The sequence below is a fragment of the Pseudoalteromonas rubra genome (assembly GCF_001482385.1).
Lineage (GTDB): Bacteria > Pseudomonadota > Gammaproteobacteria > Enterobacterales > Alteromonadaceae > Pseudoalteromonas > Pseudoalteromonas ardens.
Genome location: NZ_CP013611.1, coordinates 3,678,200 through 3,691,944 on the forward strand (window position 1 = coordinate 3,678,200; position 13,745 = coordinate 3,691,944).

Genomic DNA, 13,745 nt, shown 5'->3' on the forward strand with positions numbered 1-13,745 from the left:
CGTTTCAGACCCCGAATAACAGTGCCATAGCCTAATGCAACGAACCCTGTATTTTATTCGCCACGGTGAACCCCGGGAAACCGGCCGTTTGCTCGGAAGTACTGATATGCCCGCAAGCTCGTCGGGCAATGAACAAGTATATGCCCAACTTGAGGCGTGTGATGGGATTGCACAGGTGATTGTCTCTCCATTGCAGCGGTGCCAGGCGGTCGCTCGTATGTTTTGTGAAACCACTGGTTTGCCACTGCAGATAGAACCCCGACTCAGTGAAATGCATTTTGGCGACTGGGATGGAGAACGCTACGACGTGCTCTGGCAGTCAGCACGAGCACCTGGCATCGGCGACTTTTGGCAAAGTCCCTGGCAGCACACCCCGCCAAATGGGGAGTCAATGTCGGCATTCCACCTACGTTTATATGATTGGTGGCAGCAGTTCACTGCAACTCCCTCTCCCCTAAACGCAGCGGTTGTAACACATGCCGGGGTCATTAAGCAGTTACTGGCTATCTGGCTGGCTTTGCCTGAGGGCTATGATACGCATTTATCGCGCCTCGAGATTGGCTATGGCGGGATGATCCAGGTCTCCGTGCACTTTGATGAGCATGGTCAGGTTTGGCCTAAAGTTGTGTTTTAGACGTCTGGACTTCATAATAAGGCCTAAATTTAGCATCGTATTGTATTGGCAGTCATTGGGAATGAGGTGTAAATCCTCAGCTGTCCCCGCAACTGTAATAGACTGAGAGTCTGAAGCCAGATACCAAGGCCAATACCTACACTTAAGCGGGCGCACTTAAGTCAGTACAGAAAACCAGTCGTGACAACTCGAATAGCTGGCTCTGCGCTGCTGCCTGCATTTGAGGCGGTATGACTTCACCACAAATCTCCGTGCATAACCTGAGCCTGACTCTGGGTGACAAACCTATTTTGACTGCACTCAATTTTACCGTTCAACGCGGGCAGTTTATTGGTCTGATTGGACCTAACGGGGCAGGAAAGTCCAGCTTGTTACGTTGCCTGTATCGTTACTGGCATCCCGGTGTAGGGGAAATACGCTATGCCGGTAAACCTTTATCTGATTATCCTCGCCGTGCTTATGCACGCCAGGTGGCGGTGGTATTGCAGGAGATCCCCAGTCAGTTTAATCTGGCGCTGTTCGAGGTGGTTGCCATGGGCGTAACGCCGCATAAAACCCTGTTTTCAGCTGTTAATACAACGGATAAAAAACTGATCCTGGAAGCCCTTGAGCGGGTGGGTCTGAGCCACAAAGCACAACAGCAATTTGATGCTCTGTCGGGCGGTGAAAAGCAGCGGGCAATGATCGCCAGAGCCATGGTACAGCAGCCTGAACTGCTGATCATGGATGAGCCCACCAGTCATCTGGATGTGAAGTATCAGATCCAGATCATGGAGTTGGCTAAAGCCATGGGGGTGACCGTGATTGCCTCATTTCATGATCTCAATCTTGCTGCGGCACTCAGCGATGAGCTGCTGGTTCTGGAGCAAGGTCACCTAATTGCTCAGGGAGCCCCGTTAGAGATCATAACGCCGGGTTTACTGAGTGATGTTTTTGGTGTCTGTGCTGACGTTGAGACAGTCCCCGGGCCTCGTCGCAATACGTCGGGTGTGCCACACATTCGTTATCACTACGGGTATCAACAATGAAGGCCTTACTAATACCCGGGTTGCTCTGTGCCTGTTTAGCCAGCATGCTCACTGCACTGTCTGTCGGGGCGGTTTCACTCAGTTGGGGCGAGGTCTGGCAGGCTTTGAGCAACTACGACAGTGGTATATTGAATCAAAAGATTGTGGTTGAGCTGCGATTGCCACGTACTTTGCTGGCTTTTTTTGCGGGGGCCGGGCTGGCTATTGCCGGGCTTATTTTGCAAACCGTTACCCGCAACCCGCTCGCCGATCCGTATTTATTTGGCATTTCCTCAGGGGCGTCATTTGGTGTGGTGTTGTTGGTTGCATTATTTGGGGTGCAAAGCGCACTGGCCTTATCTGGCGCGGCGTTTGCCGGCAGCGCAGTGGCCATGAGCCTGTTGTTGCTCATTGCGTTTCACAAAGGCACGGCACTGGTCGAGAACATGTTGTTATCAGGTGTTGCGCTGACCTTTTTATTTTCTGCCTTTACCAGCTTATTACTCTATTGGAGCGACCCACAGGCCATTAGTGCCATTATATTCTGGAGCCTGGGCAGTTTCAGCCGTGCAGACTGGCAATGGCTGTGGTTACCCGCTTTGGTCGTTTCGGTAGGCTGTACTGTGATGCTATTGATGCGCCGCAGTCTGAATGCGTTGTTAATCGGCGACGAGAGCGCGGTGACCTTAGGTGTGAATGTACACAGGTTAAGATTGGGCATGTTGATCCTGGCATCTATGTTGACAGCCGTTATTGTCGCTGCCTGCGGTGGGGTCGGGTTTGTTGGCTTGATGATCCCTCATATTGTGCGCTTTTTTATTTCGCAGGTTCGTACATTGGGTATGTTGGCGACCGCTTTATCAGGTGGGCTCATGATGCTGTGGGTCGATGTGCTGGCCCGTACTCTGATAGACAATCAGGAGCTTCCGATTGGGGTGATCACCTCCGCCATCGGCAGTGTGTTTTTCTTATCGCTGTTAATCGCCAAAAAGCGCGCAGCCAGCATCTGATCTAACAGGAGACTTTATGATCCCACCACTCAATCGCCAGCATGACGCTTATATTCAGCACACCATAGATATGAAGACCAAGCCTCAGGGCGCGCTGGGTAAGCTTGAGACATTGGCACATCAGCTGGTGAGCATTTTGAGTCAGGGCATGAGTCGCGCCCAACTTGAAGCCGAAAAACCCGCCATCGCGCAGCCGCAGATGATGATATTTGCCGGAGATCATGGCATTGCTGCCGAGGGGGTGTCTATTGCACCCAGCGAGGTGACCGGCCAGATGGTGGCTAACTTTGCCACTGGTGGTGCAGCCATTAATGTCTTGTGTGCTCAGCTTGGCTGGCAACTGAGTGTAATTGACTGTGGTATTTTAACACCGCCAGCTCCAGAGTTGGGTATTGTGTCACAACGCCTTGGTCATATCACCCGGCCATTGCATATTGAACCAGCCCTGAGCGAAGCACAGCTTGATCAAGGCCTGTTATATGGTCAAGAAGCTGTACAGACAGCATTGGACTCGGGGTCAAACTTGTTTGCGTTGGGCGAAATGGGGATCGGCAACACCACGGCCGCTGCGGCCATTTTCTCGGCTCTAAGTGGGTTGACTGGCGCTGAAACGGTTGGACGTGGCACCGGCGTGAGTGCAGAAGTAGTGGAGAAAAAACAACAACTGATCGATCAGGCTTTGCTGTTACATGGTGATGCCCTTGATGATCCACGAGAGGTGTTGCGTCGTCTCGGCGGGTTTGAGATCTGTCAGATGGTCGGTGCCATGCTGGAAATTGCCCGTGCACAAAAGGTCATTCTGGTTGATGGCTTTATTGCAACAGCCGCAGCTATGCTGGCGTGTCGGATTGAACCTGCAAGTCAGGATTATATGGTGTTTGCCCATTGCTCGGGTGAGCAGGGACATCGGCGCATGCTGAATGAGCTAAATGCCGAGCCATTATTGGATCTGAATATGCGTCTGGGTGAGGGCTCAGGTGCGGCAATGGCATTGCCCCTGTGCCAAAGTGCGCTGGCGTTTTATTATCAGATGGCCAGCTTCGAGTCGGCGGCTGTCACTCAGGTGGTAGGCACTCATGAGTGAGCTGAGGCAATTCAAGCTGGCGGTGATCTTTCTGACGCGCATTCCCGTTAAAGTGCCGGGCGAGGTCAGCGATCAGGACATTAATCAGGCCAGCGGTTACTTTGCCTGGGTTGGTGTGCTCTTGGGTACTCTGTTAGCACTGGTTTACTGTGCGCTGGCTAGTGTGTTGACTGCTGGCATTGCGGTAATAATAACGCTGAGTGCCGGGCTGATCATAACAGGTGCATTTCATGAAGATGGCTTTGCAGATGTCTGGGATGGTTTTGGCGGTGGCTGGAGTGTGGCCGATAAGCTGACCATCATGAAAGACAGCCGACTGGGCACCTATGGTGCGGCGGCATTGGTTCTGCTATTGCTTACCAAGTATCAGGCTCTACTCTCCTTGAGTGAGCAACTTGCTTACGTATGTGCGGCTATCCTGCTTGGCCATGGCCTGAGCCGGGTTATGGCCACCAGTATAATTGGTAAACTGAACTATGTTCAGGCGGATGCGCAAAGTAAAGTTAAGCCCATTGCCCAGTTTCTTTCTACAAAAAGTAAACGGTTACTTTATCTCTGTGGCTTGGTTTTACTAATAGTGAGCTGGTTTACGGGACTATTTACCTTGTGGCAATGCGTTGCGCTGGTTGTCGTACTGTGGTTATGCCGTACAGGTTGCGCTTACTGGTTTAAACGCCAGCTCGGCGGATATACGGGAGACTGTCTGGGGGCGGCACAGCAACTGGCGGAAGTCACAGTGTATTTATTTTGTCTGGTGGTCTGGTTATGACGGGCCGGGTTGAATTTATCCTGGGTGGCGCGCGCTGTGGAAAGAGTCGGTTAGGTGAGCAAAGAGCCGAGCGCTGGCTCAACGATGGTAAAGTGGCCAGGTTAATTTATCTCGCGACTGCACGACCCGGGGATGAGGAGATGGTCGCGCGGATCGCACATCATCAGGCATCGCGCCCGGCATACTGGCAGCTTATAGAAGAGACCTGGGCGCTGGATCAAGTGTTAGCCAGTCTCGCGTCCGATGATTGTGTGGTGATTGATTGTCTCACGTTGTGGTTAACCACGGCATTATGTGACTACTCTGACTCAGCATTTCAGCACAAGCGTGCGGCGCTGCTGAGTGCTCTGCGTGCCACTCGTGCCCGGGTGATTCTGATCAGTAATGAGGTAGGCCACGGCATAGTGCCGCTTGGCGAACTCAGTCGCCGCTTTGTTGACGAATCGGGCTGGCTGCATCAGGACATCGCCGCTTTGGCAGACCGAGTCGATTTTGTGATGGCGGGTTTGCCACTGACGCTTAAAGGAGACAATTGAGTATGAATACGTTAATGGTGCAGGGCACAACGTCAGATGCCGGAAAAAGCACGTTAGTGGCGGGCTTGTGTCGGGCATTGCGGCGCCGTGGTATCGAGGTCGTACCGTTCAAACCGCAGAATATGGCACTTAATAGTGCAGTTACGCCAGATGGCGGAGAAATAGGCCGGGCCCAGGCATTGCAGGCCATGGCTGCCAAAGTACCGCTAAGCACAGATCTAAACCCGATTTTACTCAAGCCTAATTCAGATACGGGTGCCCAGGTTATTGTGCATGGCCGTGCACTCAGTAATATGGAAGCCGCGGGGTATCATGACTACAAAAAAGTCGCGATGCAGGCGGTATTGACCTCACATCAAAGGCTCAGTGAACAGTATGACCTTTGCATGGTAGAAGGGGCCGGCAGTCCGGCGGAAATTAATCTGCGAGAGAACGACATTGCTAACATGGGGTTTGCCTGTGAGGTCGATTGCCCGGTGATCATCATTGCTGACATTGACAAAGGCGGTGTGTTTGCTCATCTGGTTGGGACCCTGGCGCTGCTGAGCGACTACGAGCAATCTTTAGTGAAAGGGTTCGTGATCAACCGCTTTAGAGGCGATATCGCGTTATTACAGAGTGGACTGGACTGGCTGGAGCAGCATACCGATAAACCTGTGCTGGGTGTATTGCCTTATTTGCATGACCTGGCACTGGATGCGGAAGATGCCGTGACGATAGCAAATCGCATGAACAACCCCGAAATTAAAGTGGCTGTACTGCTGCTGCCGCATATTAGCAATCACACCGATTTTGATACCTTGCGATTAGACCCCAAAGTTGATCTGCGTTATGTGCGCCACACCGAAATCATAGGTGCAGCCGACTTGGTGATCATCCCGGGCAGTAAAAATGTGCTTAACGATCTGGCTTTTTTACGCGCAGAGGGGTGGGACAGTGAGCTGCGGCGCCATGTACGCTACGGCGGTAAAGTACTGGGGATCTGTGGGGGGTATCAGATGCTGGGGAATACCATTTGTGACCCTCTGCAGGTCGAATCAACACAGGGCAGTATTCAAGGTCTGGCAATGGCAGATTTTGAGACCCAACTGACAACAAATAAAACCCTGACTCAGGTGCAGGCAAGTTGTTTGTTAAACGGTCAGCAGACCCATTTGAGCGGTTATGAGATCCATTGTGGGATCACTCAGGGGGCTGCATTAGTGCGACCCTTTTTACAGTTTGACGCGCACCCATCAGGGTGGCAAGTTGATGGTTTTATCAGTGAGGATAACCAGCTGGCTGGCACCTATCTGCACGGACTGTTTGATAGTCCCGAGGGGTTGACCTGTGTGCTGAGCTGGGCCAGCGATGGCTGCTATAGTGGTAGTGGATTCAACCTGGCAGAACACCGTGAGCAGCAACTGGAACGGCTGGCAGAGGTGTGCGAAACCCATTTAGACATAGATAAAATTCTGGCAATCAGTGAACAGAGGACAGCATGAGCGAACACAATCAGGATAAACATAAGGCAAGACAGCAAAAAGTGAAAGAGCAGGTCGATGCCAAAATTGAACAGGCACAGGAAGAAAAAGGCATCTTGCAGGTGATCACAGGCAATGGCAAAGGCAAGTCTACTTCTGGCTTTGGCACGGTTGCACGGTGTGTGGGCCATGGCATGAATGCTGCTGTAGTACAGTTTATTAAAGGCATGTGGGAATGCGGTGAGCGTAATTTGTTGGAACGTGCAGGTGTGCCGTTTGCTGTCATGAAAACGGGCTTCACCTGGGAGACACAAAACCGCGACTCGGATACCCTGGCGGCGCAGGCCACCTGGCAACAGGCAAAGCAGTGGTTGCAGGATGACAGTATCGATCTGGTCCTGCTGGATGAACTCACTTATATGGTCAGCTACGACTATCTTGATCTGGATGAAGTGATTGAGGCGCTAGAAAATCGCCCTGCGATGCAGTCGGTAATCATTACGGGTCGTGGGGCACATCGTCGCCTGACAGAGTTGGCCGATACGGTCAGTGAAGTGCGCAACGTAAAGCATGCTTTCGAAGCGGGGATCAAAGCGCAAAAAGGGTTCGATTTCTGATGAAAGCAGTCCTGAATATCTGGCTGGGTATGCTGGTTTGTCTGATTACAAGTCAGGTCTGTGCAGCCCAGGCCTCTGAACAGCCGGCTAAACGGATCGTGGCCCTGGCGCCGCATATTGTTGAGAACTTATATGCTATAGGGGCAGGCGAGCGGATTGTCGGAACAGTTGAGTATGCGGACTTCCCGGCTGAGGCCAACCAAATCCCCCGTATTGGTGGCTTTCATGGCATTGCGCTGGAAAAGTTACTGGCTCTATCCCCCGATCTGGTGATTGCCTGGCAGGGCGGCAATCAACAGACCGAGCTGGATAAGCTTGAGCAGCTCGGTGTGAACGTGGTGTATAGCGAAACCAAAGCTTTGCAACAGATCCCGCATTCTCTGCGTTGGCTGGGCCAGTTAACCGGGCTGGAAGAGAACGCTGAACAAGTAGCCCGGCAGTTTGAACAAGGTATGGCTGAACTGCACGATGAGTATCGTTCTGCAACGCCTTTGTCCGTATTTTATCAGTTATGGCCAGCTCCGATGATGACGGTCAATGGCACCACCTGGATCCATCAGACGCTCGAGGTGTGTGGGGCCAGCAATGTGTTTGCTGATGCAGCGACATCCTATCCGCAGATCAGTATTGAAAATGTGCTCCTGAAACACCCGCAGGTGATAGTGATCCCGCAGGAAAAATCTAAACAAGTCCAGCCCACCATAGACTGGCATAAGTGGCCAGAAATTCCGGCGGCCAAACACGAGCAATATATTGAGGTGAATGCGGATCTGCTACATCGTTATACGACCCGTGTGCTGGAAGGGTTAACTCAGTTATGTGGTAAACTGGATGCTTCGCGGACTTACTATCAGCAACTTAAACTAGCTGGGAAATAAATATGACAACCTGGAATGACGTGCTCGGGCACGAAAAACAACAAACGTATTTTCAGGACACCCTGGACTATGTCGCCGAGCGTCGGGCGCAGGACGTCACCGTCTATCCTCCTGAGGAGTTGGTGTTTGAGGCGTTCAAAGCCACACCGTTCGATCAGGTCAAGGTTGTGATCCTGGGGCAGGATCCCTACCACGGGCCAAACCAGGCACATGGGTTGTGTTTCTCTGTACTGCCAGGTGTTAAGGTGCCCCCGTCATTGGCCAACATGTATAAAGAATTGGCACAGAACATCGCGGGTTTCCAGATCCCCAATCATGGCTATCTGCTACCCTGGGCTGAGCAAGGCGTATTGCTGCTCAATACCGTGTTAACGGTCGAGCAGGGACAGGCGCACTCCCACAAACACCTCGGTTGGGAGCGCTTTACCGATGCCGTGATCGAACAGCTCAATCAGCGCACAGAGGGCGTGATCTTCCTACTCTGGGGTGCACATGCACAAAAAAAGGGCAAAGCGATCGACACACAACGTCATCACGTATTGCACGCACCACACCCTTCTCCGCTTTCAGCACACCGCGGCTTTTTCGGTTGTCAGCACTTTTCGCAAACCAACATGCTATTGCAAAGCATGGACAAAACGCCTATCAACTGGCAAGTCTGAGTTTAGATTTAAAAAACAAAAAAGGCGCTCAATGCGCCTTTTTAGTTAGATAAAGTCAAGCTCGTCCAGATCGATGCTGTCTGCGAATATGTCCAGTTCTTCCAATTCCTTACGCAGGCGTTGTTTGTCCTTCAGCGCTTCAATTTCGCGCCACTTTCTTTTTTTGCCTTTAGATGAGGTTCTTTTCTTTGGTGCAGGACTTTCTAGTGTTGAAATAAAATCGTCTAGGCTATCCATGAATTTCTCCTATTGATGTACTAACCTCAAAGATTTGTGTTTACGCATTACTCAATTTGAATGAAAAACACACTTCAAGTAATGCTGGTATACCACAGACAGGAGAAAAGTAAAATAAAAATGTGTCCGTTAGGTTAAAAGCAGGTGACAGTTTGATGAAGCTCAAATTTGCTTCAAGTTTCGCCGAAGCCAGAGGAACTGAGCGCTGCGAGCGGGGAGGTGGATGCATTGAGTCATCAATTTCAGGGCATAAAAAAACGCCACTTCAAGTGGCGTTTTTCAATCGATATGCTTAGTGCTTAGTGCTTATTGCAGTGTCTGATTATAGCGCCTTAAAGCGTGTTTCCAGCGTTTCCTGGGCAGCTGCAAATGCACGAATACCTTCAGCCAGCTTTTCGGTGGCCATGGCATCCTGGTTGTGTAACCAGCGGAATTCGCTTTCGCTCAGCGGAGCAGGTTTAGCCACAACTTCATAGTTATTGTCCAACAGGTACGCTTCAGTGGCTGGCAATTCACCCAGTTCCTCTAGCAAAGCAGGGCTGATAGTCAGCTTGTCACACCCTGTCAGGGCAACGATTTCGCCGGTGTTACGGAAGCTGGCACCCATCACAACAGTGTTATAACCGTGACGTTTGTAGAATTCGTAAATGCTGCGTACTGACTGCACACCCGGGTCTTGCAGTGGATCAGTCGGCTTTTCCAGACCATTGGCCACGTGCCAGTCGAGGATCCGACCTACAAAGGGTGAGATCAGGAATACATTTGCGTCGGCACATGCGCGTGCCTGAGCCTGGCTGAATAGCAAAGTCAGGTTACATTTAACGCCTTGCTTTTCCAAAGTTTCTGCGGCTTTAATGCCTTCCCAGGTAGAGGCGATTTTGATTAAAATTTTGTCTTTGCTGACACCCAGCTGCTCATACAGCGCCAGTAATTGCTGTGCTTTAGCAATGGTCGCTTCGGTATCGAACGATAAGCGTGCATCGACTTCGGTTGAGATATAACCCGGTACAATGTTAGCAATCTCTTTCCCAAGCAGGACGGCAAAGTAGTCACAAGCCAGTTCCAGTTGTTGTGCCGCATCGTCATGCTGGCTCTTAGCGTAGTTCCAGGCTGCTTTCAGGTAATCCTGATAAGCTGGCATCTCGGCTGCTTTTAAAAGCAGAGACGGGTTAGTGGTGGCATCTTCCGGTTGGTGTTTACGGATTGCCTCGATATCTCCGGTGTCGGCGACGATAGATGAATGCTGTTTTAGCCTATCTAATGCTGAAGTCATGCTGTCCTCATTCCAATTCATTGCAGCGTGTCAAAAAGTCTACTGTCCCTATGTTGCATTACCGTGACCTGTGTGAATAGGTCATATGTCCTTATCTGCGAGGTCGTGCCACGAGAAAGTCCGAATGCGTGATGCGGGGGCGCACTTCGTCAGTCGGGGGGTCTGCGTGACGAACTGCAAACAGGCTGGTCTGCCAGCAACTGGGCAAGCAGTGTCGAGCCCCCGAAAAATATTGCGCTTGCGCTCACCGGGGGATAGTGTTGAAATTGACATTTATCAATAGTTAAGTCAATAGGCAGGCCATGATCACTCTCGTTTCCCCGGCAAAAAATCTCGATTATGATACTCCGGCGCACACCGCGCGTTTTACCCAGCCCGAGTTGCTCACGCACAGTGAAGAATTGATCCGCGTGTGCCGTGACTTGTCGCCGCAACAGATTGGCACCTTAATGAAGATCAGTGATAAACTGGCGGGCCTTAATGCCGCGCGCTTCGCTGAATGGTCACAACCTTTCACCTCAGATAATGCCAAACAGGCTGTGCTGGCCTTTAATGGTGATGTGTACACAGGTCTGGATGCATCGAGTATGGACGACGCCACATTGGACTACGCGCAGCAACATTTACGTATTTTGTCTGGCCTTTATGGGGTACTGAAGCCACTGGACCTGATGCAGGCGTATCGTCTGGAAATGGGCACTAAGCTGGATAATCCGCGCGGTAAAAACCTCTATGAATTCTGGGGCAGTATCATTGCCGACAAGCTCAACGAAGCGCTGGAAGCGGCTGATAGTCAGGTACTGATTAATCTGGCATCCAATGAGTATTTCAAAGCAGTAGATAAAAAGGCACTCAAAGCTGAGATTATTTCGCCTGTGTTCAAAGATTGCAAAAATGGTCAGTTCAAGGTCATTAGTTTCTACGCCAAAAAAGCCCGTGGCATGATGGCACGGTATATTCTGGACAATCAGGTAGAATCACCCGAGGCACTGAAGGCGTTTGATGTCGCTGGTTATTATTACAGCGAAGAAGCGACGCAAAAAGCCAGTGAGCCGGTATTTCTGCGCGCAGAGCAAAACTAATTCGGAGCCTGTTGCGATGAGCAGGATAAGGATAATCAGAGGCTTAGGTATGCTTGTCGCAGTAGGGATGTTGGCAGGTTGCCTGGGCCAGATCAATACGCGTGTTGGTAGTGTCCAGGTTGAGTGTGAGCACAATGAACGCGTCTGCTTACAACATTGCCAGGAAGATTATATCAGTGCGGATCCATTGCAAACACAGTGTATTCAACGCTGTTATGATCAGGCGAATCAATGTCGTTTAAGTAAGCCTGCTGAACCCAGAACAAACACGCCTGAGTGGGAGTGAGCCCATCTGCTTTGGCGTCTAAACACCCTGTCTCTCATCTTTGGAGTATGTCTCATTGAATAAAAATGTATTGCTGCTGGCCTGTTGTCAGGGTCTGATTACCACAGGCAACATCTTGCTTGTGACCATTTCTGCGCTGGTGGGTCAGTTGTTGAGCCCGTCGGCGGCGCTGACCACTTTGCCGGTGGCAATGCAGATGGCTGGGCTATTAATGGCGACCATTCCGGCGTCGCTGATCATGGCGAAAACTGGTCGCAGATTGGGCTTCTCATTAGGTAATCTGATTGGTATCAGTGGTACTTTGCTGGGGGTCTGGGCGCTCAGAGAAAGCGACTTTGCACTTTTTTGTGTGGCGACCACTTTGATAGGGATTGGGATCGGCTTTGCCACCTTGTATCGATTTGCGGCCATAGAAGCCAGTGATAAGCCCGCCACGGCCATTTCGATCATCATGGCCAGTGGAGTTGTTGCAGCAGTTTTGGGGCCGAACCTGGCCGTTTGGGTGAACGAGGTGTACCCGGCATTGAATTATGCCAATTCCTTTGTAGCACTCAGTGGGTTGTATATTCTGGCTTTGTTATTGTTGCAGGGCGTACGCTTCACGGAGGTCGACACTCACACCTCCCAGGCGCCGGCCCGGACATTGAAAGAAATCATGGCACAGAAGCAGTTTCAGCTGGCGGTGCTGGTGGCCATGATCAGTTATTCCGTCATGAACTTTTTGATGACCGCAACGCCATTGGCCATGCATCGCCATGGATTTGACCTGGCAGACTCCGCGCTGGTCATTGAATGGCATGTACTGGGGATGTTTTTGCCGTCTTTTTTTACCGGCAAGCTCATTGAGCGCTTCGGGGCGCGTGTCATGATCCTTGCCGGCTGTGTGCTGTATCTGATCTGTGCCGGGATTAATCTGCTGGGGTTGACGCATTGGCACTTTTTGCTGGCTTTATTCGCCCTAGGCGTGGGCTGGAATTTTATGTTTATCAGCGCCACACAACTGGTGAGTCAGACTTATGCGCCGCAGGAACGCGCCAAAACACAAGCCTGCAACGAGTTTCTGGTCTTCAGCATGGTAGTGGCATCATCACTCAGCGCCGGGTTTTTGGAAGCCACCGCAGGCTGGCAGGCGTTAAATGTGTGGAGTATGCCAGTGGTGTTGGTCGCTTTGATTGCGACCGTTTTGTTATCCAGAGGAGCCAGGCCATTGACACGTTCACCGGCAGGTTGAGGGTGTGTGGCGCATGCTGGTGGTGTTGGTCGCCCTGGTTATGAGCAAATTTGATATCCAGAGGGGCGTCGCCGCTTACACGTTCACTGGCAGACTGAGATAAGCAAGCACCACTTCATCGCGAAAGCCGATGTCCTGATGCTTACCCTCGTTGCGATAATGTCGGCACATGGCTGTTGCATCCCGTGTCTGTGCTTTCAATAACGGGCTGGGCATATCAACGCGAAGTGCTGCACGGTGCCATTTCTCCGTTAATTCGCAAGGAGGAGAGGACAAAGAGGGCAGCACTTGCTCTACCAGCTCAAAGGCACTGTCTAGGGCAACAAGTATCATGTCGTCGTTGGCGGCGGCAAACCAGCTAACTCCCGCTTTGTTCACACATACTAAAGGGATAAAAGGGGCCAGCGCCGGAAAAATATCATTGCGATAGATATCGACCTCCCAGTAGCTGCGGGCAATTTTGATAAACTGCTCAAAACTGGTGATGGCACCGAACCCAGACTCTGCGAGTAAGCGGATCTCCGCCCGGGGCTTATTGGGGTTAACGGTGTCATTGGCTGCATCTATATACCAGGGCCCAACCAATAGCGCATTCTGAAAGTATTCATCGCGCAGAGATCCCCATACCGGTTCGAGCGTCAGGCCGGTGTCCAGCAGTGCTTTAAGCGGTTGCAGTGCCACGTCGACCTGCGGTTTGGCCAGCGCCGCTTTGAGTGCATGATGAATGGCATTACGGACTTCTTTACACCGTCCCAGTGGGTAGGGTTTGCCTGCAAAGGTGGGGTATTTCTGTGCTAACATGGGATCGATATTAAGGCGTAAATGGGCCAGATAGATTTCCAGGGCGGTAACTTGGTCGGGTGTGAGCATTGAGCTTCCTGCAATAGAGCATGTTTATACGCAAGTGTAACTGCTTGCTCCATGTGAGAAAAGTGGCCTGAATATAAAGGGTGAGACCAGAGCAAAAAGAAAAAGG

16 protein-coding genes and 1 riboswitch are annotated in these 13,745 nt (G+C 51.3%); of the genes, 13 read left to right on the forward strand and 3 right to left on the reverse strand.

What is annotated here, in order from left to right:
* The first annotated feature begins 34 nt into the window (after positions 1–34).
* From AT705_RS15970 to ung, 10 genes are all read left to right on the forward strand, one after another.
* Positions 35–634: a histidine phosphatase family protein gene (locus AT705_RS15970; protein ID WP_082669017.1), complete on the forward strand. Its 600-nt coding sequence runs from the start codon at positions 35–37 to the stop codon at positions 632–634.
* 29 nt (positions 635–663) lie between these two features.
* A riboswitch (cobalamin riboswitch) is annotated at positions 664–782 on the forward strand.
* 82 nt (positions 783–864) lie between these two features.
* Positions 865–1,662, forward strand: coding sequence for an ABC transporter ATP-binding protein (locus AT705_RS15975; protein WP_058797335.1), 798 nt, complete (start codon positions 865–867; stop codon positions 1,660–1,662).
* Positions 1,659–2,651: a FecCD family ABC transporter permease gene (locus AT705_RS15980; RefSeq protein ID WP_058797336.1), complete on the forward strand. Its 993-nt coding sequence runs from the start codon at positions 1,659–1,661 to the stop codon at positions 2,649–2,651. Before AT705_RS15975 ends, AT705_RS15980 begins: the two co-directional genes overlap by 4 nt.
* A gap of 16 nt (positions 2,652–2,667) precedes the next feature.
* On the forward strand, positions 2,668–3,735 hold the full coding sequence (gene cobT / locus AT705_RS15985; RefSeq protein WP_058797337.1) for a nicotinate-nucleotide--dimethylbenzimidazole phosphoribosyltransferase: 1,068 nt from the start codon (positions 2,668–2,670) through the stop codon (positions 3,733–3,735).
* On the forward strand, positions 3,728–4,504 hold the full coding sequence (locus tag AT705_RS15990; protein ID WP_058797338.1) for an adenosylcobinamide-GDP ribazoletransferase: 777 nt from the start codon (positions 3,728–3,730) through the stop codon (positions 4,502–4,504). The genes cobT and AT705_RS15990 overlap by 8 nt, the downstream gene beginning before the upstream one ends.
* Complete coding sequence (cobU, locus tag AT705_RS15995; RefSeq protein WP_058797339.1) at positions 4,501–5,040, forward strand: bifunctional adenosylcobinamide kinase/adenosylcobinamide-phosphate guanylyltransferase; 540 nt, start codon at positions 4,501–4,503, stop codon at positions 5,038–5,040. The genes AT705_RS15990 and cobU overlap by 4 nt, the downstream gene beginning before the upstream one ends.
* A gap of 2 nt (positions 5,041–5,042) precedes the next feature.
* Entirely contained in the window at positions 5,043–6,524 is a 1,482-nt protein-coding gene (locus AT705_RS16000) for a cobyric acid synthase (protein ID WP_058797340.1), read from the forward strand.
* Positions 6,521–7,120: a cob(I)yrinic acid a,c-diamide adenosyltransferase gene (gene cobO / locus AT705_RS16005; protein ID WP_058797341.1), complete on the forward strand. Its 600-nt coding sequence runs from the start codon at positions 6,521–6,523 to the stop codon at positions 7,118–7,120. Before AT705_RS16000 ends, cobO begins: the two co-directional genes overlap by 4 nt.
* Positions 7,120–7,998, forward strand: a complete 879-nt coding sequence (locus AT705_RS16010) for a cobalamin-binding protein (RefSeq protein WP_208856743.1) — start codon at positions 7,120–7,122, stop codon at positions 7,996–7,998. Before cobO ends, AT705_RS16010 begins: the two co-directional genes overlap by 1 nt.
* Before the next feature lie 2 nt (positions 7,999–8,000).
* Positions 8,001–8,660, forward strand: coding sequence for a uracil-DNA glycosylase (gene ung, locus AT705_RS16015; protein WP_058797342.1), 660 nt, complete (start codon positions 8,001–8,003; stop codon positions 8,658–8,660).
* A 45-nt stretch (positions 8,661–8,705) separates the two neighbouring features.
* Here ung and AT705_RS16020 read toward each other — a convergent pair whose 3' ends face one another.
* Positions 8,706–8,897 (reverse strand): DUF3545 family protein, encoded by a 192-nt coding sequence (locus AT705_RS16020; protein ID WP_010382909.1) that lies wholly within the window; start codon positions 8,895–8,897, stop codon positions 8,706–8,708.
* 322 nt (positions 8,898–9,219) lie between these two features.
* Positions 9,220–10,170 (reverse strand): transaldolase, encoded by a 951-nt coding sequence (gene tal / locus AT705_RS16025; protein ID WP_058798030.1) that lies wholly within the window; start codon positions 10,168–10,170, stop codon positions 9,220–9,222.
* Positions 10,171–10,472: 302 nt separating this feature from the next.
* Here tal and yaaA point away from each other — a divergent pair, with 302 nt between their 5' ends.
* The 3 genes from yaaA to AT705_RS16040 are packed head-to-tail and all read left to right on the forward strand — an operon-like array spanning position 10,473 to position 12,769.
* Positions 10,473–11,252 (forward strand): peroxide stress protein YaaA, encoded by a 780-nt coding sequence (gene yaaA / locus AT705_RS16030; RefSeq protein ID WP_058797343.1) that lies wholly within the window; start codon positions 10,473–10,475, stop codon positions 11,250–11,252.
* A 49-nt stretch (positions 11,253–11,301) separates the two neighbouring features.
* Entirely contained in the window at positions 11,302–11,538 is a 237-nt protein-coding gene (locus AT705_RS16035; RefSeq protein ID WP_157576812.1) for a hypothetical protein, read from the forward strand.
* A 55-nt stretch (positions 11,539–11,593) separates the two neighbouring features.
* Complete coding sequence (locus tag AT705_RS16040) at positions 11,594–12,769, forward strand: MFS transporter (protein WP_058797345.1); 1,176 nt, start codon at positions 11,594–11,596, stop codon at positions 12,767–12,769.
* Between the two features lie 75 nt (positions 12,770–12,844).
* Here the strand turns inward: AT705_RS16040 and AT705_RS16045 are convergent, their stop codons facing one another.
* Entirely contained in the window at positions 12,845–13,639 is a 795-nt protein-coding gene (locus AT705_RS16045) for a hypothetical protein (protein WP_058797346.1), read from the reverse strand.
* Between the last annotated feature and the right edge of the window lie 106 nt (positions 13,640–13,745).

Excerpts from the sequence above, each read along its gene's own strand:
- cobT (WP_058797337.1), top strand. The coding sequence starts at position 2,668 with ATGATCCCACCACTCAATCGCCAGCATGACGCTTATATTCAGCACACC.
- tal (WP_058798030.1), bottom strand. The coding sequence starts at position 10,170 with ATGACTTCAGCATTAGATAGGCTAAAACAGCATTCATCTATCGTCGCC.
- cobO (WP_058797341.1), top strand. The coding sequence starts at position 6,521 with ATGAGCGAACACAATCAGGATAAACATAAGGCAAGACAGCAAAAAGTG.
- AT705_RS16010 (WP_208856743.1), top strand. The coding sequence starts at position 7,120 with ATGAAAGCAGTCCTGAATATCTGGCTGGGTATGCTGGTTTGTCTGATT.
- AT705_RS16045 (WP_058797346.1), bottom strand. The coding sequence starts at position 13,639 with ATGCTCACACCCGACCAAGTTACCGCCCTGGAAATCTATCTGGCCCAT.
- AT705_RS16000 (WP_058797340.1), top strand. The coding sequence starts at position 5,043 with ATGAATACGTTAATGGTGCAGGGCACAACGTCAGATGCCGGAAAAAGC.
- AT705_RS16020 (WP_010382909.1), bottom strand. The coding sequence starts at position 8,897 with ATGGATAGCCTAGACGATTTTATTTCAACACTAGAAAGTCCTGCACCA.
- yaaA (WP_058797343.1), top strand. The coding sequence starts at position 10,473 with ATGATCACTCTCGTTTCCCCGGCAAAAAATCTCGATTATGATACTCCG.
- AT705_RS15975 (WP_058797335.1), top strand. The coding sequence starts at position 865 with ATGACTTCACCACAAATCTCCGTGCATAACCTGAGCCTGACTCTGGGT.
- AT705_RS15980 (WP_058797336.1), top strand. The coding sequence starts at position 1,659 with ATGAAGGCCTTACTAATACCCGGGTTGCTCTGTGCCTGTTTAGCCAGC.
- AT705_RS15970 (WP_082669017.1), top strand. The coding sequence starts at position 35 with ATGCAACGAACCCTGTATTTTATTCGCCACGGTGAACCCCGGGAAACC.
- cobU (WP_058797339.1), top strand. The coding sequence starts at position 4,501 with ATGACGGGCCGGGTTGAATTTATCCTGGGTGGCGCGCGCTGTGGAAAG.
- ung (WP_058797342.1), top strand. The coding sequence starts at position 8,001 with ATGACAACCTGGAATGACGTGCTCGGGCACGAAAAACAACAAACGTAT.
- AT705_RS15990 (WP_058797338.1), top strand. The coding sequence starts at position 3,728 with ATGAGTGAGCTGAGGCAATTCAAGCTGGCGGTGATCTTTCTGACGCGC.
- AT705_RS16035 (WP_157576812.1), top strand. The coding sequence starts at position 11,302 with ATGCTTGTCGCAGTAGGGATGTTGGCAGGTTGCCTGGGCCAGATCAAT.